21 protein-coding genes are annotated in these 19,869 nt (G+C 64.7%); 16 read left to right on the plus strand and 5 right to left on the minus strand.

Annotated features, from left to right (window positions below; all coding sequences use genetic code 11):
* Positions 1–37 precede the first annotated feature (37 nt).
* From K8374_RS02505 to K8374_RS02515, 3 genes are all read right to left on the minus strand, one after another.
* On the minus strand, positions 38–682 hold the full coding sequence (locus K8374_RS02505; RefSeq protein WP_224457804.1) for an oxidoreductase: 645 nt from the start codon (positions 680–682) through the stop codon (positions 38–40).
* A 26-nt stretch (positions 683–708) separates the two neighbouring features.
* Positions 709–2,442 carry a C13 family peptidase gene (locus K8374_RS02510; RefSeq protein WP_224457805.1) on the minus strand — a complete coding sequence of 578 codons (1,734 nt, stop codon included), beginning with the start codon at positions 2,440–2,442 and terminating at the stop codon, positions 709–711.
* Positions 2,443–2,518: 76 nt separating this feature from the next.
* Entirely contained in the window at positions 2,519–2,974 is a 456-nt protein-coding gene (locus K8374_RS02515; RefSeq protein WP_224457806.1) for a MaoC family dehydratase, read from the minus strand.
* A 168-nt stretch (positions 2,975–3,142) separates the two neighbouring features.
* Here K8374_RS02515 and K8374_RS02520 point away from each other — a divergent pair, with 168 nt between their 5' ends.
* The 3 genes from K8374_RS02520 to K8374_RS02530 are packed head-to-tail and all read left to right on the plus strand — an operon-like array spanning position 3,143 to position 4,818.
* Positions 3,143–3,505, plus strand: coding sequence for a CidA/LrgA family protein (locus tag K8374_RS02520; RefSeq protein ID WP_084855562.1), 363 nt, complete (start codon positions 3,143–3,145; stop codon positions 3,503–3,505).
* A complete protein-coding gene (locus K8374_RS02525; protein WP_224457807.1) occupies positions 3,502–4,218 on the plus strand; it encodes an LrgB family protein in 717 nt (238 codons plus the stop codon). Before K8374_RS02520 ends, K8374_RS02525 begins: the two co-directional genes overlap by 4 nt.
* A 9-nt stretch (positions 4,219–4,227) precedes the next feature.
* Positions 4,228–4,818, plus strand: coding sequence for an LON peptidase substrate-binding domain-containing protein (locus K8374_RS02530; protein ID WP_224457808.1), 591 nt, complete (start codon positions 4,228–4,230; stop codon positions 4,816–4,818).
* Between the two features lie 255 nt (positions 4,819–5,073).
* On the opposite strand, the gene K8374_RS02535 is transcribed toward K8374_RS02530, so the two are convergent.
* Entirely contained in the window at positions 5,074–6,390 is a 1,317-nt protein-coding gene (locus K8374_RS02535; protein ID WP_224457809.1) for a bifunctional DedA family/phosphatase PAP2 family protein, read from the minus strand.
* A 3-nt stretch (positions 6,391–6,393) separates the two neighbouring features.
* Positions 6,394–7,086: a DNA-3-methyladenine glycosylase gene (locus K8374_RS02540; protein ID WP_224457810.1), complete on the minus strand. Its 693-nt coding sequence runs from the start codon at positions 7,084–7,086 to the stop codon at positions 6,394–6,396.
* Positions 7,087–7,313: 227 nt separating this feature from the next.
* Between K8374_RS02540 and K8374_RS02545 the strand changes: the two genes are divergently transcribed.
* The 13 genes from K8374_RS02545 to K8374_RS02605 all read left to right on the plus strand — a co-directional run bounded on the left by K8374_RS02545 (position 7,314) and on the right by K8374_RS02605 (position 19,849).
* Positions 7,314–8,585 (plus strand): glutamate-5-semialdehyde dehydrogenase, encoded by a 1,272-nt coding sequence (locus K8374_RS02545; RefSeq protein ID WP_224457811.1) that lies wholly within the window; start codon positions 7,314–7,316, stop codon positions 8,583–8,585.
* A 1-nt stretch (position 8,586) separates the two neighbouring features.
* Positions 8,587–9,246 (plus strand): nicotinate-nucleotide adenylyltransferase, encoded by a 660-nt coding sequence (gene nadD, locus K8374_RS02550; RefSeq protein ID WP_084855556.1) that lies wholly within the window; start codon positions 8,587–8,589, stop codon positions 9,244–9,246.
* 43 nt (positions 9,247–9,289) lie between these two features.
* Complete coding sequence (gene rsfS, locus K8374_RS02555; protein ID WP_084855555.1) at positions 9,290–9,709, plus strand: ribosome silencing factor; 420 nt, start codon at positions 9,290–9,292, stop codon at positions 9,707–9,709.
* A gap of 9 nt (positions 9,710–9,718) precedes the next feature.
* Positions 9,719–10,186, plus strand: coding sequence for a 23S rRNA (pseudouridine(1915)-N(3))-methyltransferase RlmH (gene rlmH / locus K8374_RS02560; RefSeq protein WP_084855554.1), 468 nt, complete (start codon positions 9,719–9,721; stop codon positions 10,184–10,186).
* 17 nt (positions 10,187–10,203) lie between these two features.
* Complete coding sequence (gene mrdA / locus K8374_RS02565; RefSeq protein WP_224457812.1) at positions 10,204–12,093, plus strand: penicillin-binding protein 2; 1,890 nt, start codon at positions 10,204–10,206, stop codon at positions 12,091–12,093.
* A gap of 38 nt (positions 12,094–12,131) precedes the next feature.
* Positions 12,132–13,235, plus strand: a complete 1,104-nt coding sequence (gene rodA / locus K8374_RS02570; protein WP_224459253.1) for a rod shape-determining protein RodA — start codon at positions 12,132–12,134, stop codon at positions 13,233–13,235.
* A gap of 17 nt (positions 13,236–13,252) precedes the next feature.
* Positions 13,253–14,263 (plus strand): lytic murein transglycosylase B, encoded by a 1,011-nt coding sequence (mltB, locus tag K8374_RS02575; RefSeq protein ID WP_224457813.1) that lies wholly within the window; start codon positions 13,253–13,255, stop codon positions 14,261–14,263.
* The gene (locus tag K8374_RS02580; protein WP_224457814.1) at positions 14,263–15,267 is read left to right on the plus strand and encodes a septal ring lytic transglycosylase RlpA family protein; all 1,005 of its coding nucleotides are present in this window, start codon (positions 14,263–14,265) and stop codon (positions 15,265–15,267) included. Before mltB ends, K8374_RS02580 begins: the two co-directional genes overlap by 1 nt.
* A gap of 341 nt (positions 15,268–15,608) precedes the next feature.
* Entirely contained in the window at positions 15,609–16,769 is a 1,161-nt protein-coding gene (locus K8374_RS02585) for a D-alanyl-D-alanine carboxypeptidase family protein (protein ID WP_084855550.1), read from the plus strand.
* 73 nt (positions 16,770–16,842) lie between these two features.
* Positions 16,843–17,118: a DUF493 domain-containing protein gene (locus tag K8374_RS02590; RefSeq protein ID WP_043211184.1), complete on the plus strand. Its 276-nt coding sequence runs from the start codon at positions 16,843–16,845 to the stop codon at positions 17,116–17,118.
* On the plus strand, positions 17,118–17,765 hold the full coding sequence (gene lipB / locus K8374_RS02595) for a lipoyl(octanoyl) transferase LipB (RefSeq protein ID WP_224457815.1): 648 nt from the start codon (positions 17,118–17,120) through the stop codon (positions 17,763–17,765). The genes K8374_RS02590 and lipB overlap by 1 nt, the downstream gene beginning before the upstream one ends.
* A gap of 2 nt (positions 17,766–17,767) precedes the next feature.
* Positions 17,768–18,775, plus strand: coding sequence for a lipoyl synthase (lipA, locus tag K8374_RS02600; RefSeq protein WP_084855548.1), 1,008 nt, complete (start codon positions 17,768–17,770; stop codon positions 18,773–18,775).
* A 135-nt stretch (positions 18,776–18,910) separates the two neighbouring features.
* Complete coding sequence (locus K8374_RS02605; RefSeq protein ID WP_224457816.1) at positions 18,911–19,849, plus strand: LD-carboxypeptidase; 939 nt, start codon at positions 18,911–18,913, stop codon at positions 19,847–19,849.
* The last annotated feature ends 20 nt before the right edge of the window (positions 19,850–19,869 follow it).

The raw sequence follows: 19,869 nt of genomic DNA on the forward strand, positions 1-19,869 counted from the left end.
GGTCTTCTGTAATTAAATGGACTCGCCCTCGCCAGCTCTATTTCTTGCCCAGCTTGCGCAGCTCGTCGGATTCGACGATCCGCACCCCATCCTCCTCCTCCAGCGCCAGGCGCCACAGCGCCCGGGCCAGGGTGCAAGCCTCGATGCCCCGGTACTTGCCAGGTATCAAGCGGGAGAACGGTGCCGCCAGACGCTCACCCATCCGCGGCTCCAGGCGTTCGCCGAGCAGCAGCGAAGGCCGGACGATGGTCAGCTGCGGCCAGTCCTGGGCCTTGAGCGCTTCTTCCATTTCACCCTTGACCCGGTTGTAGAAGATCGACGACTTGGGGTCGGCCCCCAGGGCGCTGACCACCAGCAAGTGGCGGGCGCCCATTTCCCGGGCGCGCTTGCTGAACGCCACGACCATGTCCAGGTCGACGGCGCGGAAGGCGGTTTCCGACCCTGCCTGCTTGAGTGTGGTGCCCAGGCAGCAGAAGGCGATATCGACGCGGCCGGCCAGTTGCGGGAGAAACACGGCCGGGTCGCCCACGGGGTTTTCCAGGTGCGGATGCTCGGCCAGGGGCCGGCGGGTAGGGGCCAGCACCCGGCTGATGGTGGGTTCGTTGAGCAGCCGGTCGAGCAGGTGTTCACCCGTCAGGCCTGTTGCTCCGGCAAGTAATACATGCTGAGGCGTCAAGTACATGATGTCTCTCCCTTGTTACACACAGCTTAGTGGGTGGCAGGTGATTTTTCCTGTTCATCCACCGATGGCTGGGCTTCATTGCGCAAGGCTTCCTCGGCCTGCTGCCGGCGCAGGCGCTGCCAGTGCGCAAGCACCGACGGTGGCGCCCAGAGCTGCGGCTCGGAGGCTTCGAAGCCTTCTCTCCTTTCTCGTTCGGCAACACTGGCGCGAGCCAGTTCGAACGCTTGTTTCAGGTCGTCGGTCTGGTTCAGGGCCTCGGCGAACAGGGCGTCGCCGAAGTAGGTGAAGTCAGCTTCTTCCGAGCAGCCGAAGGACACCCGGTCTGGGCGGGCCGCGGTCATGATCAGGGTGCGTTCGTCCTTGAGCGGGCTGATGTAGCCACCGGAATAGCAGGCCGAAATGACAATGACCTTGTCACGGTCCTTGAGCGGGGCCAGGGCGCTGGCCAGCTCGTCCGCGGCGAGGTCGGCCAGTTGCAGGCGCGGCTGGTCGAGTACCAGGTGGTGGTCCTGGCTGCCATGGCTGGTGAGGTAGATGAACACCAGGTCCTCGGGGCCGCTGCGCTCGGCCAGGGTGCGGGCGGCGCGGGTGAGGTTCTCGCGGGTGGCCATGGGGCGATCGGCCATGTGGTCGCGATGATTGACCAGGGTTACCTGGCCATGGGCGCCGAAGCGGACCTTGAGCATGTTGCTGACATAGTCGGCCTCGCGCAGGAATACGCTTTGCTGGCCATCACCTGCCACCACCAGGCTGTACAACTCGATGGGCGCCTGGCTGGGCGGCACCGCCGCCAATGCCTTGTCCAGCAGCCGGCCCTGGTTGAGCAGGGCCAGGTCAAGCGGGTCGGGAAGCAGGCGGCCCTTGGCATCGCGCACACGTACGCCATTGACCCAATGCCCCTTGGTCACCTTGCCGTTGGGCTGTATCAGCCGGCCTTCGCCGTGGTAGGCATCGTTCTCGAAGGCTCCGATGTACTGGCTGCCATCGGCCAGCTGCAGACGGCCCTGGCCATGGAAGCGCCATTCGCGGAAACCGCCCCGGTAGCGGCTGCCGTCGCTGCCGAGCATTTCGCCTTGGCCGTCCAGGGAGCCATCCTTGAAATCGCCGATCCATACATCGCCTTCGGCATTTTCGTAGCGGCCTCGACCTTCCAGGCGATTGTCCTTGAACTCGCCGATGTACTGCTCGCCGTCGACGCTGTCGTAGGTGCCGCTGCCTTGCAGTTGGCCGTCGATGAAGCGGCCGCTGAACTGGTTGCCGTTGGCATCGCTGCGCACACCGGCGCCGTTGGGCTTGCCCTTGGCGAACAGGCCTTGGTAGCGGCTGCCGTCGGCCAGTTCGAGCTCACCAGCGCCTTCGTACAGGTCGTCCTTGAACTGGCCGCGGTAGGTCTGGTCGTTCTGCTTGAGGGTACCTTCGCCGTCGCGCCGGCCATGCTTGAAAGTGCCGGCATAGTGGCTGCCTGGGGTGGTCAGCTCGCCCAGGCCGTGGAACAGGCCCTCGGCGAACTGGCCGCGATAGACCTCGCCGTTGCTACCATGCCACTCGCCCTGGCCATGCCATTGGCCGTTCTGGAAGGTGCCGGCATACCAGCTGCCGTTGGGGTAGTCGATGCGCCCCTCGCCCTGCAGCAGGCCATCCACCACCTCGCCCCGGTAGCGTCCGCCGTCAGGCAGGCGGGCGTCCGGTGGTGACAAGGGTTCGCCTTCGCCGCAGGCAGCGAGCAACAGGGTCAGGGTCAGGGGCAGCAGGGCACGCATGGCAGGTTCCGGGCAAACGATGCGTCGAGTATGCCGCAGAAGCGTAAGCGGAGACAGCCGGGTAGGCTGCGCTGGTTCAGACGAGACACAGTGAAAGGGGTTCGGCGATGTAGGCGGGTTTCTCCTCGCCTTCGATCTCCAGGGTGGCGGTGACCTTGAGCAGCCATTGCCCCGGCTTCTTCTCGGTGGCTTCGGCCAGCTCCACGCTCAGCCGCACCCGGCTGTCGACCTTCACCGGCTGGATGAAGCGCACGCTGTCCAGCCCATAGTTGAGCGCCATCTTCAGGCCTTCGGGCAATACGAGGATGTCCTCCATCAGCTTGGGAATCAGCGATAGCGTGAGGAAGCCATGGGCTATGGTGCTGCCGAACGGCGTCTTTGCCGCTTTCTCGGGGTCCACGTGGATGAACTGGAAATCCCCGGTGGCTTCGGCGAACTGGTTGATGCGCAGCTGGTCGATCTTCAGCCATTCGGATCGCCCCAATGGTTTGCCGACATAATGCGGTAACGCGCTCACAGGTACATAGGGCATCAGGACTCTCCAGGTTGTCTTGCGCGTCGGTAGGCTGGATCTGGTACGAAAGTGCAAGATCAGCACGCTATGGCAATACAGTCAAGTTGTCATCTTTTCGCCGCAAATCGCCTTATAGACGCCCCGGAGCCGTGCTTATAATGGCCGCACTGCCCGGAGGAGATCCTTATGCTGTTGCGTGGTTTGACCTGGCTGGTGCTGTTTCAGCTGCTGGGTACGGCGATCAATCACCTGTTCCTGCCCATCCTGCCTGGGCCGATCATCGGCCTGCTCTTGCTGCTGGTGACGCTGATGATCCGGGGCGAGGTCGGCAAGCCCTTGAACGAGGCGTCCAGCAGCCTGCTGCGCTACCTGCCGCTGTTGCTGGTGCCGCCAGCGGTGGGGGTGATGGTCTACGCCAAGGATATCGCCGCCGATTTCTGGGCCATCGCCGGTGCGCTGCTGATCTCGTGCCTGGTGACCCTGGTCTTCGTCGGTGTGCTGATGCAAAAGCTCATCCACCGCCAGGGCAAGCGCAAGGAGCAGGCATGATATTCGACTGGCAAGGCGCGCTGGACGCCGTCATCCACCACCCCCTGTTCGGCATCGGCATTACCCTGGGTGCCTACCAACTGGTGCTGGCCGCCTACGAGAAGACCCGCTGGATCTTCCTGCAGCCGGTGCTGGTGTCGATGTTGCTGGTCATCGGTGTGCTGGTGACCTGCGGCATCGATTATGTCGAATACCGCAGGAGCACGGAAATCATGGCCACTCTCCTGGGCCCCGCCACCGTGGCCCTGGCCGTGCCGCTGTACCTGAACCTGCGGCGTATCCGCCAGCTGTTCTGGCCGACATTTACTACGCTGGTAATCGGAGGCCTGTTCGCCACCTTGGCGTGTTTGTTGCTGGGTTGGTGGTTCGGTGCCGAGCACATGATCCTGATGACCATGGCGCCGAAGTCGGTGACTTCGCCCATCGCCATGCTGGTGGCCGAGCAAATCGGCGGCGTGGCGGCGTTGGCGGCGGTGTTCGTGTTGATCACCGGGGTGATCGGCGCGATCTTCGGCCCGGCGTTGCTGACCCGCTTTGGTGTGCACAGCCCCGAGGCCCGTGGCATGTCCCTGGGCGTGACCGCTCATGCGGTGGGCACTTCGGTGGCCTTGCAGGAAAGTGACGAATGCGGCGCCTTCGCCGCGCTGGCAATGAGCCTGATGGGTGTGGCCACGGCGGTGTTCCTGCCGCTGGCGGTCAGCCTGGTGGCTTGAGGAGAAACGATGACGCTACCGCTGTTTCCCCTGGATACCGTGCTGTTTCCCGGTTGCCTGCTCGACCTGCAGATCTTCGAGGCGCGCTACCTGGACATGATCGGCCGTTGCATGAAGCAGGGCGGCGGGTTCGGCGTGGTGTGCATCCTCGAAGGCGAACAGGTCGGCAAGGCGCCGCCGGTGGTCGCCTCGGTCGGCTGCGAGGCGCTGATCCGTGACTTCGTGCAGCAGGATAACGGCCTGCTCGGTATCCGTGTCGAGGGCGTGCGGCGTTTTCGCGTGGAACAGACCGAAGTGCAGAAGGACCAGCTGATGGTCGGTGAGGTGCAGTGGCTGCCGGAGCTGGCGGACAGTGCCCTGTCCGAGCGGGACGATGACCTGCTGGCCTTGCTCCAGGCCCTTGGCGAGCACCCCATGGTGGCAGCACTGGACATGCCACGCGCGGTGGATGGCTGCCAGTCCCTGGCCAACCAGCTGGGCTACCTCTTGCCGTTCATGGAAGAGGACAAGCTCGACCTGCTGGCAATCGACTCACCACAGCTGCGGCTCGAGGCGATCCAGGACCTGCTGGAGCGAATCCAGGGCGAGTTGTTCGCCTGATCGGGCGGGTGCTGTGGGAGATCACCCAGCCCTTTGGGCTGCGCTGTCGCGCAGAGAACAAGTGTCTAGCGCCGCCTTCTTCTGTAGGAGCGGGCTTGTCCCGCGATTGGGCCGGCCCAGCCGCCGCGGCTGTATGGCAAGGGCTTCGCCCTTGATCGCGGGACAAGCCCGCTCCTACAGGCCTTGTCAGATCAATGAGTTATGCGTTGTTCTATGAGAGCCGGCTTGCCGGCGATAGGGCCGGTGCGCCATTCATCAGTACTGATAGCGCAGCAGCGCCTGGGGCAGAGCATACAAGGCAAAGAACGCCAGCAGCGCCACGCACGCCGGCAGCACCAGCCACCACACCCGCAACGGCAGGGCATCGAGCGGTGTGCGATATTGCGCCAGCGTCAGGCTGACGGCACACACGCAGCAGGCCAGCAGGGCGCCGGCCATGATGTCCGTCGGCCAATGGGCACCGAGGTAGACCCGCGACAGCGCGATCGCCAGGGCCGGCAAGCACCCCAGCATTACCCAGGTCAGACGCATGCGTGGCGGCTGGCCCCGCCCGGCCAGCACGGCCAGCACCAAGAAGAACGCGAAGGATGCCGAGCTGTGGCCGCTAGGCATGCTGTAGCTGGTCAGCGGGTCGGTCAGCACCTCCGGGCGGGCGCGGGCGAACAGCCATTTCAAGGTGCCGTTGGCGAGCGCCGTGCCCATCAGGGCGCCGCCGGCGAACAGCGCGTGGCGCCATTGCCTGGCCAGCAGCAGAAGGCCTGTGAGCAGGGCGCCGAGGCATAGCTGGGTGCGGAAATCGCCCAAACGGGTGATCACCACCACCAGGCCATCGATGGCCTCGCTGCGATGCTCCTGGACCAGCGTCATCACGCCCTGGTCGAATTCATGCAGGTACGGCCAGCCGATGAACACCGCCGCCAGGGCCAGGAAGCTCAGGCCCGCGATCAGGCGGGTACCGTGGCGTTGGTCGCGAATGCTGCTGTGCAGGCTCAAGCCGATCAACACGGCCAGGGTGCCCGCGATGATGCCGGCATCGAGCCAGAAACCGTCCGGCAGCGGCAGGCGCATGGCTGCGCCCGTCGCCCAGCCGGGCAGCAGGTAGGCCACCGACCAGCCGGCGCCGGCCACCAGGCTCACCGCGATGAAGCGCGGCAAGGGCATGTCGAACATGCCCGCCACCATGGGCAGCATCGGCCGCAGCGGGCCGATGAAGCGGCCCACCAGCAAGCTGGCGATGCCGTAGCGGTGGAAATAGGCCTCGGCGCTGGCGATCCACTCCGGGTGATGGCGCAGCAGGGGCAGGCGCCGGATGTTCTGGTGGAACTTCTTGCCCAGGCCGTAGGAGATGGCATCGCCCAGCAGGCCTCCGGCAAATCCCAGCAGCAAGGTCTCGCCGAGGCTGAAGGCTCCGCTGCCGGCCAGCACGGCCACGGCGAACAACAGGACGGTGCCCGGCACGACGATGCCGGCGATGGCCAGGCATTCCACGCAGGCCACCAGGAAAATTGCCAGGCCAAGCCACTGCGGGTTGGCGCTGAGCCAGCCGGTCAGGCTGTCGAGCCATTGGCCCATGAGTCAGCTTCCTTGTTCCAGGATAAAGAAATCACGCCCTTCGACTTGGCCCCGGCGCAGCGGGTTCCTCGTGCAGAAGCGGGCGAACTCGGCATCGACGAAGCGGTACGGCAAATGTTCGTCACGGCCGTGGGGGATGCCCAGGCGGGTGGTCTGGATCACCCGCGGTACGGTAATCGCGCAGTCTTCGACATACAGGCGCTCGGGGTCGAAGCGCTTGGCGTCCCAGTTCGGTACCTTCAGGCCCAGGGCCCGGCACAGCAGGGTCTGGCCGGCGCACAGGCGCTCGGTTGGGCGTAGGTTGCCGCTGGCGTCAGGGTTGTTCAGTTGCATCTGTGCCAGGCTGTTGGCATCGGAAATGGCATCCACCCACGGGTAGGCGGACTTGATCAGCACGGCATTGCCCGGGCCATGGGCGCTGAAGTTCAGCGAGTCGCCACCGCGGGCGTAATACATGTAGATGTGGCCGCCATCGAGGAACAGCGCCTTGCGCTTTTCCGTATAACCGAGAGAGGCATGGCTGCCTTTGTCGGTGAGGTAGTAAGCCTCGGTCTCGATGATCCGTGCCGCGAGCCAGAGATCGCCATGGCGATGGCGGATCACCTTGCCCAGCAGTTCGCGGGCTACGGTCTGGGCGTCGCGGTCGAAGAAACTGTCGGGCAGGGCTCGGGCCGGGCAGGGGGCGGGTGCTTGCATGCTGGCGGTTCGCGGTCTGTGAAGCGCGAATGATAGCAATTAATGACTTAATCGAGGCTGAACGTGAGGCGGGGTATGGAGGTGATTGGCTCGGGAAATCTGGCGACTATGGGATCGTGAACCCCAGCCGACCAAGAGATTTTCGACCATCCGCCACCCGCCGCTGGGCGTACCGGAGCGTGCCAGTTATAATCAGCCGATTTCCCCTTCGCCAAGACACCGAGCCCATGACTGAGTCCGTTCTTGACTACATGACCCGCCTGGGTCGCGCCGCCCGTGAGGCCTCGCGGGTGATCGGCCGTGCCAGCACCGCGCAGAAGAACCGCGCCCTGCAGGCCGCCGCAGACGCTCTGGACGCCGCCCGCGCCGAGCTGACCGCAGCCAATGAACAGGACCTGGCCGCCGGCCGTGCCAACGGCCTGGAGCCGGCCTTGCTCGACCGTCTGGCCCTGACCCCGGCGCGCATCGACGGCATGATCACCGGCCTGCGCCAAGTGGCCGGCCTGCCGGACCCGGTGGGCGCCATCCGCGACATGAGCTACCGCCCGTCGGGCATTCAGGTCGGCAAGATGCGTGTGCCGCTCGGGGTGATCGGGATCATCTACGAGTCGCGCCCGAACGTGACCATCGATGCCGCCAGCCTGTGCCTGAAGTCCGGCAACGCCACCATCCTGCGTGGCGGCTCCGAGGCCATCCACTCCAACCGCGCCATTGCCGCCTGTATCCAGCGTGGCCTGGCCGAGGCCGGCCTGCCGGCGGCGGTGGTGCAGGTGGTCGAGACCACCGACCGCGCAGCCGTGGGTGCGCTGATCAGCATGCCGGAATTCGTCGACGTCATCGTTCCGCGCGGTGGTCGCGGCTTGATCGAGCGCATCAGCCGCGATGCCCGTGTCCCGGTGATCAAACACCTGGACGGTATCTGCCATATATTCGTCGACCAGCACGCCGAGCTGGACAAGGCCTGGCGCGTTGCCTTCAACGCCAAGACCTACCGCTACGGCATCTGTGGCGCCATGGAGACCCTGCTGGTGGACGCCAGCGTCGCCGAAGCCTTCCTGCCGGAAATGGCCCGCCGCTTCCAGGAAAAAGGCGTCGAGCTGCGCGGTTGCGAGCGCACCCGGGCGATCATCGAGGCCAAGGCGGCCAGCGAAGACGACTGGCACACCGAATACCTCGACGCGATTCTGTCGATCCGCGTCGTCGATGGCCTGGAGCAGGCCATCGAGCACATCAACCACTACGGCTCGCACCACACCGACTCGATCATCACCGAGCACCAGGGCCAAGCCCGGCGTTTCATGACCGAGGTCGACTCGGCGTCGGTCATGCTCAACACCCCGACCTGCTTCGCCGATGGCTTCGAATATGGCCTGGGCGCGGAAATCGGTATTTCCACCGACAAGCTGCACGCCCGCGGCCCGGTGGGCCTGGAAGGCCTGACCTGCGAGAAGTACGTGGTGATCGGCGACGGCCAGCTGCGCGGCCAGGAGTCCTGCTGAGTTGAGCAAGGCCCAGGCAGTCCGGCGCGTCGGCATTCTAGGCGGCACCTTCGACCCCGTGCACATCGGCCACCTGCGCAGCGCGCTGGAAGTGGCCGAGTTCATGGGGCTCGACGAGCTGCGCCTGTTGCCCAACGCCCGGCCGCCGCACCGCGACACTCCGCAGGTGGCGGCTGAAGACCGCCTGGCCATGGTGCGCAGCGCCGTGGAGGGCGTCGAGCGCCTGAGCGTGGATGCACGCGAGCTGGCGCGCGACAAGCCGTCGTACACCATCGATACCCTCGAGTCGATCCGCGCCGAGCTGGGCGCCGACGACCAGTTGTTCCTGGTGCTGGGTTGGGACGCATTCTGCGGCCTGCCCGGCTGGCATCGCTGGGAAGAGCTGCTGCAACACTGTCACATCCTGGTGCTGCAACGCCCGGATGCCGATGTCGAACCCACTGACGAGCTGCGCAACCTGCTGGCGGCGCGCTCGGAGAGCGATCCCACCGCCATGTCCGGCCCGGCGGGGCACATTTCGTTCGTCTGGCAGACACCGCTCGCGGTGTCCGCCACGCAGATCCGACAGCTGCTGGCCAGCGGCAAGTCGGTACGGTTCCTGGTGCCGGACGCAGTACTGGCCTATATCGAGGCGCACGACCTGTACCGTGCGTCGCACTGATGGCGCCTACGGGCGCCTCATTCATGAATTGAACGAGTTTCTTATGAGCAAGCAGAAAATCAACGGCGAAGAATTGGTCAACCTGGCCAAATCGGCCCTGGAAGACGTCAAGGCCCAGGACATCCAGGTCATCGATGTACGTGAAAAGCACAGCCTGACCGACTACATGATCATTGCCACCGGTACCTCCAACCGGCAGATCAATGCCATGGCCGAGAAGGTCCGTGAGATCGTCAAGCAGCAGGGCGTGCAGCCCCTGGGCGAGGAAGGCAAAGGTGACAGCGACTGGGTGCTGCTGGACCTCAACGACGTCATCGTGCACATGATGACCGCCGCCGCGCGCCAGTTCTACGACCTCGAGCGCCTGTGGCTGGGTGCCGAGCAGAGCCGCTCCGCCGATGGCAAGCACCACAGCCCGGAGAACGCTCACAGCTACTCCGAAAACCTCAAGGATCGGGGCTGAGGGCACGCTGTGCGCCTGCGTCTGATCGCGGTCGGCTCGCGCATGCCCCGCTGGGTCGAGGAAGGTTGGCATGAGTATGCCAAGCGCCTGCCCCCGGAGCTGTCGCTCGAGCTGGTGGAAATCCCGCTGAACACCCGTGGCAAGAATGCCGACGTCGCCCGCCTGATCCGCCAGGAGGGCGAAGCCATGCTGGCCAAGGTGCAGCCGGGTGAACGCATCGTCACTCTCGAGGTCCATGGCAAGCCCTGGAGCACCGAGCAGCTGGCGACCGAGCTGGACCGCTGGCGCCTGGATGCGCGGACGGTCAACCTGATGGTAGGTGGCCCGGAAGGGCTGGCGCCGGAAGTCTGTGCCCGCAGTGAGCAGCGTTGGTCGCTGTCGCCGTTGACCTTGCCGCACCCGTTGGTAAGGATACTGATCGGCGAGCAGATCTACCGCGCCTGGACCGTGCTGTCCGGGCACCCCTACCACAAATGAGCCTGTAAGCCCGCCCGATGTCGCAGCCGATTCGTCTGAAGGACCACGAGAAAGACGCCCGCCTGGTGCGCAACCGCGTCGTGGTCGGCGCAGTGGCGGTCGTGCTGCTGGTGTGCGTGCTGATCGCCCGGCTGTACTACCTGCAGGTCATCCAGTACGACTATCACTCCACGCTGTCGGAGAACAACCGGGTGCATGTGCAGCCGATCCCGCCGACCCGCGGGCTGATCTTCGACCGCAACGGCGTGATCATCGCCGACAACCGCCCCAGCTTCAGCCTGACCATGACCCGCGAGCGCGCCGGCGACTGGCACCAGGTGCTCGACACCATCGTCGAAGTGCTGGGGCTGACCCCGGATGACCGTGCCCTGTTCGAGAAACGCATGAAGCAGGGGCGTAGGCCGTTCGAGCCGGTGCCGATCCTGTTCGAGCTGAGCGAGGAGCAGATCGCCCGCATTGCCGTGAACCAGTTCCGCCTGCCGGGCGTGGATGTGGCCGCGCAGCTGGTGCGCCATTACCCACAGGGCGCGCATTTTGCCCATTCGGTGGGGTATGTCGGGCGGATCAACGAAAAAGAGCTCAAGACCCTCGACCCGGTCAACTACAGCGGCACCCACCATATTGGCAAGACTGGTATCGAACGGTTCTACGAAGCCGAACTGCATGGCCAGGTGGGCTACGAGGAAGTCGAGACCAACGCCCGGGGCCGGGTGCTTCGGGTGCTCAAACGCACCGACCCGATCCCGGGCAAGGACATTGTCCTGAGCCTGGACATCAAGTTGCAGGAAGCGGCCGAACAGGCCCTGGGCGGGCGCCGTGGCGCGCTGGTCGCGCTCGATCCGCGTACCGGCGAGGTGCTGGCCATGGTCAGCCAGCCGAGCTTCGACCCCAACCTGTTCGTCACCGGCATCAGCTTCAAGGCCTACGCCGAACTGCGCGACTCGATCGACCGGCCGCTGTTCAACCGCGTACTGCGCGGCCTGTACCCGCCGGGCTCGACCATCAAGCCGGCAGTGGCCATCGCCGGCCTGGACAGTGGCGTGGTGACCGCCAGCAGCCGTGTATTCGATCCGGGCTACTACCAGTTGCCCAACTATGACCACAAGTACCGCAACTGGAACCGCAGCGGCGACGGCTGGGTCGACCTGGACACCGCGATCATGCGGTCCAACGACACCTACTTCTACGACCTTGCCCACAAGATGGGCATCGATCGGCTGTCCAGCTACATGAACAAGTTCGGCATCGGCCAGAAGGTCTCCCTCGACATGTTCGAGGAGTCGGCCGGCCTGATGCCATCGCGCGAGTGGAAGCGTGCCACCCGCCGCCAGGCCTGGTTCCCCGGCGAGACGCTGATCCTCGGCATCGGCCAAGGTTACATGCAGGCCACCCCCCTGCAGTTGGCCCAGGCCACCGCGCTGATCGCCAACAAGGGCAAGTGGAACCGCCCGCACCTGGCCAAGACCATCGAAGGCAAGCCGCCCGTGGACGAAAACCCCATGGCGGACATCGTCCTGCGCGACAGATCTGACTGGGCCAAGGTCACCCACGGCATGGAGCAGGTGATGCACGGCGCCCGCGGTACCGCGCGCAAGGCCGCCCTCGGTGCCCAGTACCGCATTGCCGGCAAGAGCGGTACCGCCCAGGTGGTGGCGATCAAGCAAGGCGAGAAGTATGACCGCAACAAGCTCCAGGAGCGCCACCGCGACCACGCCCTGTTCGTTGCCTTCGCCCCGGCCGAAGACCCGAAGATCGTGGTCTCGGTGATGGTCGAGAACGGTGAGTCCGGCTCCGGTGTCGCAGCACCGGTGGTCCGCCAGGTGATGGACGCCTGGCTGCTCGACGAGAACGGCCGCCTCAAACCCGAATTCGCTCCTGCCACCGTCGTCCAGGAATCGGCCCCGTGAAGAACAATTTCGATCGCATGCTCTCCAGCGAGGACGTGATGCGGCGACGCGCGAGCTTTCTGCAGCGCATCCACATCGACGGCCCCCTGCTGGTCATCCTGCTGACCCTGGCGGCCGGCAGTCTGTTCGTCCTCTATTCGGCCAGCGGCAAGAACTGGGACCTGCTGATGAAGCAGGCCAGCTCGTTCGGCCTGGGCCTGGTGTCGATGTTCGTCATCGCTCAGCTCGAGCCGCGCTTCATGGCCCGTTGGGTGCCCCTGGCCTATGTGGTCGGGGTGCTGCTGCTGGTAGTGGTGGACGTCATGGGCCACAACGCCATGGGCGCCACGCGCTGGATCAACATCCCCGGGGTGATCCGCTTCCAGCCCTCGGAATTTCTCAAGATCATCATGCCGGCGACCATCGCCTGGTACCTGTCCAAGCGCACCTTGCCGCCGGACCTCAAGCACGTGGCGATCAGCCTGGTGCTGATCGGCGTGCCGTTCATCCTGATCGTGCGCCAGCCTGACCTGGGTACGGCGTTGCTGATCCTGGCCTCGGGCGCGTTCGTGCTGTTCATGGGCGGCCTGCGCTGGCGCTGGATCCTCAGCGTGATCGCCGCCGCGGTGCCGGTGGCGGTGGCCATGTGGTTCTTCGTGATGCACGACTACCAGAAACAGCGAGTGCTGACCTTCCTGGACCCGGAGAGCGACCCGCTGGGCACTGGCTGGAACATCATCCAGTCCAAGGCGGCGATCGGTTCGGGTGGGGTGTTCGGCAAGGGCTGGCTGCTCGGTACCCAGTCGCACCTGGATTTTCTTCCGGAAAGCCATACTGACTTCATCATCGCCGTGCTCGGCGAAGAGTTCGGCCTGGTCGGCATCTGCCTGCTGCTGCTGATCTACCTGCTGCTGATCGGCCGCGGCCTGGTGATCACAGCCCAGGCCCAGACCCTGTTCGGCAAGCTGCTGGCAGGCAGCCTGACCATGACCTTCTTTGTATATGTGTTCGTCAATATCGGTATGGTCAGCGGCCTTCTGCCCGTGGTGGGCGTGCCGCTGCCCTTCATCAGCTATGGCGGAACTTCGTTGGTGACGCTGCTGTCAGCGTTTGGCGTTTTGATGTCGATCCATACGCACCGCAAATGGATTGCACAGGTTTGAATAAGGTGAAGAATTTCATGCAAGCAGTGCGTGGCTGGGCTGCCCGTTGTGCGCCCTGGATAGGCGCGATGGGCTTGCTCGGCGCAGTCCAGCAGGCCCATGCCGGTGATTACGAGCGCTCCCCCCAGGTGGCCGAGTTCGTCGGCGAGATGACCCGCGACTACGGCTTCGCCCCAGAGCAGCTGATGGGCGTGTTCCGCGAAGTGCAGCGCAAGCAGTCGATCCTCGACGCTATTTCGCGCCCGGCCGAGCGCGTCAAGCCCTGGAAGGACTACCGGCCGATGTTCATCACCGATGCGCGTATCGCCCGTGGCGTGGACTTCTGGCGCCAGCACGAGGCGACCCTGGCCCGCGCCGAGCAGGAGTACGGTGTGCCGGCGCAGGTCATCGTCTCGATCATCGGTGTGGAAACCTTCTTCGGTCGCAATACCGGCAACTTCCGTGTGATCGACGCCTTGTCCACCCTGGGTTTCGATTACCCGCCGCGCGCCGAGTTCTTCCGCAAGGAGTTGCGTGAATTCCTTCTGCTGGCCCGTGAAGAACAGCTCGACCCGCTCACCCTCAAGGGGTCGTACGCCGGCGCGATGGGCCTGCCGCAGTTCATGCCGAGCAGCTTTCGCAGCTACGCCGTGGATTTCGACGGCGACGGCCACATCAATATCTGGAACAACCCGGATGATGCCATCGGCAGCGTCGCCAGCTATTTCAAGCGCCACGGTTGGGTGGCCGGCGAGCCTGTGGTCAGTCGCGCGTTGGTGGTCGGCGAGCGCGCCGACGAGGGCCTGACCACGGGTATCGAGCCGGTCAAGACCGTCGGAGAGTTGCGAGCCCTGGGCTGGTCGAGTCATGATGCGCTGCGCGATGATCTGCCAGTCACGGCCTTCCGGCTCGAAGGCGAGCAGGGCCCGGAATATTGGATGGGCCTGAAAAACTTCTACGCGATCACGCGTTACAACCGCAGCGTGATGTACGCCATGGCGGTGCATCAGCTTTCGGAACAGCTGGTTCAAGCACGGGGCGTCAAGTAATGCGCGTAATTCTCTCCACCCATTCCCTCAAGCTGCTGGGCTGCGTCGCCCTCGGCCTGGCTGTGGCCAGCTGTTCTTCCAACCGCACCACGACGCCCAAGCAAGGCGGCAATGTCGTGCGCGCCCAGCCCGGGCTGGACATCAACCGGGCCCACAAGGACGGCGCTCCCTGGTGGGACGTGGATGTGAACAAGATCCCCGACGCCACGCCGACCGTGCACACCGGCGCCTACAAGGCCAACCCCTACACGGTGCTGGGCAAGACCTACTACCCGATGCAAGACTCGCGCAACTACCGTGCCGAAGGTACCGCGTCGTGGTACGGCACCAAGTTCCATGGCCAGAACACCGCCAACGGCGAGCTCTACGACCTCTATGGCATGAGTGCGGCGCACAAGACCCTGCCGCTGCCGGCCTACGTACGGGTGACCAACCTGGCCAATGGTCGCAGCGTGATCCTGCGGGTCAACGACCGTGGCCCGTTCTACTCCGACCGTATCATCGACCTGTCCTACGCTGCGGCGAAGAAGCTCGGCTATGCCGAAATCGGCACCGCCCGCGTGCGCGTCGAGGGGATCGACCCGCAGCAGTGGTGGGCCGAGCGTGGCCGGCCGGCGCCCATGGTGCTCAAGCAGCCCCAGGTGGCCCAGACCCAGGCCATCCCGGCCAATACCGGCAAGGTCGAGCAATGGACGCCGCCGCCCCAGCAGCATGCGGCGCCGGTGGTGCCGGTGCAGGTGGGCGGCAACAATGTACCGGCCAACAACGGCGGCAGCTTCCTGCAGGTCGGGGCCTTCGCCAACCCGGATGCTGCCGAGTTGCTGCGTGCCAAGCTCAGCACCATGGTCAGCGCGCCGGTGTTCATCAGCTCCATCGTGCGTAACCAGCAGACCCTGCATCGCGTGCGCCTGGGGCCGATCAACAGCCAAGGCGAGATCCAGCAGGCCCAGGACAGCATTCGCCTGGCCAACCTGGGGCAGGCGAAGCTGGTCACGGCTGATTGATCCACGGCTTTTTGTGTAGGAGCGGCCTTGTGCCGCGAAAGGGCCGCAAAGCGGCCCCGGATTTCGGCGTCACCGCACTATGAAAGGGGCCGCTGCGCAGCCCTTTCGCGGCACAAGCCCGCTCCTACAGGTTGTGCACCGGCAACGAGGGTGCGCAGCCAAACGGTCGGTTTTGTCATGAATTGCCGGCCCTGGCCATGTACAATGTCGGTTTTTGCCCGCAGCGACATAACGCCGCATTTTGCGGGCCCGGCCGATGGCCTTAAAAACTAGCCTGACTGGCGCCGGGCACACGATGTGGCCCGCGAAACATCAGACCATTAGCGATTTTCGAGAGACGGATGAACATCACCAACCTTGCCAAACGACTTTGCCTGCCCGTTCTGCTGATGATCACGCCCGCTGCCTTCGCGGCGGAGCAGATGATGCCATCGCCACCACAGCTGGCTGCCAAGTCCTATGTACTCATGGATGCGTCCAGCGGCAACGTGCTGGTCGAGAACAACGGTGACGAGCGCCTGCCGCCGGCCAGCCTGACCAAGCTGATGACCGCCTATATCGCCACCCTGGACATCCGCCGTGGCCAGATCGGCGAGAACGACCCGGTCACCGTCAGCGAAAACGCCTGGCGCACCGGTGGTTCGCGCATGTTCATCAAGGTCGGCTCGCAGGTCAGCGTCAGCGACCTGCTGCACGGCATCATCATCCAGTCGGGCAACGACGCCTCGGTGGCCCTGGCCGAACACATCGCCGGCAGCGAAGACGCCTTCGCCGACATGATGAACAAGACTGCCGCCGACCTGGGCATGTCCAACAGCCACTTCATGAACCCAACCGGCCTGCCGCACCCGGAGCATTACTCCTCGGCCCACGACATGGCCGTGCTGGCACGCGCGATCATCGACGAAGACCCGGCCCACTACGCCATCTACTCGCAGAAGGAATTCTTCTGGAACAATATCAAGCAGCCCAACCGCAACCTGCTGCTGTGGCGTGACAAGACCGTCGATGGCCTGAAGACTGGCCACACCGACGAAGCCGGCTACTGCATGGTGGCGTCGGCCGTTCGTGACGGCCAGCGCCTGATCGCCGTGGTGTTCGGCACCAACAGCGAGCAGTCCCGCGCTGCCGAGACCCAGAAGCTGCTGACCTACGGTTTCCGCTTCTTCGAAACCCAGACTTTCTACCAGAAAGGCACCGAGCTGACCCAGGCTCCGGTCTGGAAGGGCGCCACCAGCCAGGTGAAGGCGGGCCTTGCCAATGACCTGACCCTGACTATGCCTAAAGGCCAATTGAAGCGCCTCCAGGCTTCGATGACCATGAACCCGCAGCTCACCGCACCGATTGCCAAAGGTGACGTGATCGGCAAAGTGGAAGTCAAACTGGACGAGAAAGTGGTTCACAGCGCCGACCTCATCGCCCTCGACGGCGTCGAGGAAGGTGGTTTCTTCCGCCGTATGTGGGATAGCATCCGTCTGTTCTTCTACGGGTTGTTCAACTGATACGTGACCTGCATGCCCCCGCGTATCCTGCGGGGGCATTGTTGTTGCCACGGCTTACGAGGCCGTTTCCGCCATGAGCGAACCTGACGTCAAGTCGCACAAGATCGAATTCCCCTGCGACGATTACCCGATCAAGGTAATCGGCGATACCGTGGTCGGTTTCAAGGACACCGTGATCGAGATCCTGAGCAAATATGCCAAGGTCGACCTGTCCACCCTGGCCGAGCGCCAGAGCAAGGAAGGCAAGTACACCACGGTACAGCTGCACATCGTTGCCGAAAGCGAGAACCAGCTGCACGATATCAACAGCGCCCTGCGCGCGACCGGCATCGTGAAAATGGTGCTCTGATGCCGCACTGCCTCGGCTTTCGCGATCTCGGCCTGCAGCCCTATGAACCGGTGCTGGAAGCCATGCGTCGCTTCACCGAGCAGCGTAGCCCGGACAGCCAGGACGAAGTCTGGCTGGTCGAGCATCCAGCGGTCTTCACCCAGGGCCAGGCCGGCAAGGCCGAGCACCTGCTGGTGCCGGGCGATATCCCGGTGGTGCAGACCGACCGCGGCGGCCAGGTGACCTACCATGGCCCTGGGCAACTGGTGGCGTACTTGCTGCTGGACGTTCGTCGCCTCGGCTTTGGCGTGCGCGAGCTGGTCAGCCGTATCGAGCAGACGTTGATCGACCTGCTGGCCAGTTACGGTGTCCAGGCCATGGCCAAGCCCGATGCGCCGGGTGTCTACGTCGAGGGGGCGAAGATCGCCTCCCTCGGCCTTCGAATCCGCAACGGTCGTTCCTTCCACGGCCTTGCTCTGAACGTGGACATGGACCTTGCGCCATTCCGCCGAATCAACCCCTGTGGGTATGCGGGGCTGGCCATGACCCAGCTGCGAGACCTGGCAGGCCCGATCGAACTCTCCGAGGTCAGGACAAGGCTGCGCGGACAGCTGGTCACGCACCTCGACTATGCTGAGCAGACGACCCTCACGGGCGGAATCGACTGAATATGACAACAACTGTGCAAGAAACCGTGCCAACCCCGGAAGCTACCGCGCGCCCTGCGCCGAAGAAGGTCGAGGCGGGCGTCAAGCTGCGCGGCGCCGACAAGGTCGCGCGTATCCCGGTCAAGATCATCCCCACCGAAGAGCTGCCGAAGAAGCCTGACTGGATCCGCGTGCGCATCCCGGTTTCCCCGGAAGTCGACCGGATCAAGCAATTGCTGCGCAAGCACAAGCTGCACAGCGTCTGCGAGGAAGCCTCCTGCCCGAACCTGGGCGAGTGCTTCTCCGGCGGCACCGCAACCTTCATGATCATGGGCGATATCTGCACCCGTCGCTGCCCGTTCTGCGACGTCGGCCATGGCCGGCCGAAGCCGTTGGACGTCGATGAGCCGAAGAACCTGGCCATCGCGATTGCCGACCTGCGCCTGAAGTACGTGGTGATCACTTCGGTGGACCGTGACGACCTGCGCGACGGCGGCGCCCAGCACTTCGCCGATTGCATCCGGGAGATTCGTGCGCTGTCGCCAGGCGTGCAGCTGGAAACCCTGGTGCCGGATTACCGCGGGCGGATGGACGTTGCACTGGAGATCACCGCGCAAACCCCGCCGGATGTGTTCAACCACAACCTGGAGACCGTACCGCGCCTGTACAAGGCCGCGCGCCCGGGTTCGGACTACGACTGGTCGCTGGACCTGCTGCAGAAGTTCAAGCAGATGGTGCCGCACGTGCCGACCAAGTCCGGCCTGATGCTGGGCCTTGGCGAAACGGACGAGGAGGTCATCGAGGTGATGCAGCGCATGCGCGAGCACGACATCGACATGCTGACCCTGGGCCAGTACCTGCAGCCTTCGCGCAACCACCTGCCGGTGCAACGTTTCGTGCACCCGGACACCTTCGCCTGGTTCGCCGAGGAAGGCTACAAGATGGGCTTCAAGAACGTCGCTTCCGGCCCGTTGGTACGTTCTTCGTACCACGCCGACCAGCAAGCCCACGAAGCCAAGATCAAGCTCTGAGCCGGGCGGTGTGACCCATGCCGATGCGCGCCGGAAGGCGCCATCGGCATTTTTGTTTGCAGAAAGGTATTCCCCCTGCACTGGGGCCTGGTCATACGTGATCGTGCCGGCCTCGTACCTGCTAGGAGTTGCTCGATGAATTGCCCCGAATCCCTCGACATGCACTTGGCAACCGCCATACCGGCCAATGCCTGCTTCGCCATCGTCGCCCCGGCCGGCCCGGCCCGGCTGGATGCGGAGAAAGCCCACCGCTGGTTCACCAGCCGGGGCATGCAATGCCGGCTGTATCCTGGGGTCAGCCAGGCGCAAGGCTACCTCGCCGGCAGCGACCAGCAACGCCTCGATGACCTGCACGCAGCGTTCGCCGACCCGGATATCGACGCCATCCTGTGCATGCGCGGGGGCTACGGCAGTATGCGCCTGCTCGACCGGCTCGACTTCGACCTGATCCGCCGCCACCCCAAACCGCTGGTTGGCTACAGCGACATCACCGCCTTGCACACCGCGCTCAACCGCCACGCCGGGCTCATCACCTTCCACGGCGCGATGCTCAATGCCGACCTGTTGGGCGAGAAGCGGGAGCCGACCGTACCGTCACTGCTCAGCCAGCTCAGGGGTGAGTTGGGCGAAGGTGACGTGTTACGCCATCCTGATGCCTATCCGCTGACCTGTGTGCAGCCTGGCGTGGCGAGCGGTCGCTTGCTGGGCGGCAACCTGTCGCTGCTCTGCGCCACCCTGGGGACGCCTGCCGAGATCGACAGCCAGGGCAGCATCCTGTTCATCGAAGACGTAAACGAGCCGTTGTACCGGGTCGATCGGTTGCTGACCCAGTTGCGCCTGGCAGGCAAGCTGGACGGGGTGCGAGGCGTGTTGGTGGGCGATTTTGCCGGGATCACCGTGCCGGCGATGGTGCCGTTGCTCGAGGATATCTTCGGGCCGCTTGGCGTACCGGTATTGGCGGGGTGGCGCAGTGGGCACTGCGACCCGAACCTGTGCCTGCCGCTGGGGGCCAGGGTGCGGTTGGACAGTGAGGAGCAGGTATTGGTACTGGAGCAGGGGCTGTTCAAGGCTTGAGGTGGTTGGGGCTGCTTTGC

The organism is Pseudomonas sp. p1(2021b) (genome assembly GCF_020151015.1).
GTDB lineage: Bacteria > Pseudomonadota > Gammaproteobacteria > Pseudomonadales > Pseudomonadaceae > Aquipseudomonas > Aquipseudomonas putida_K.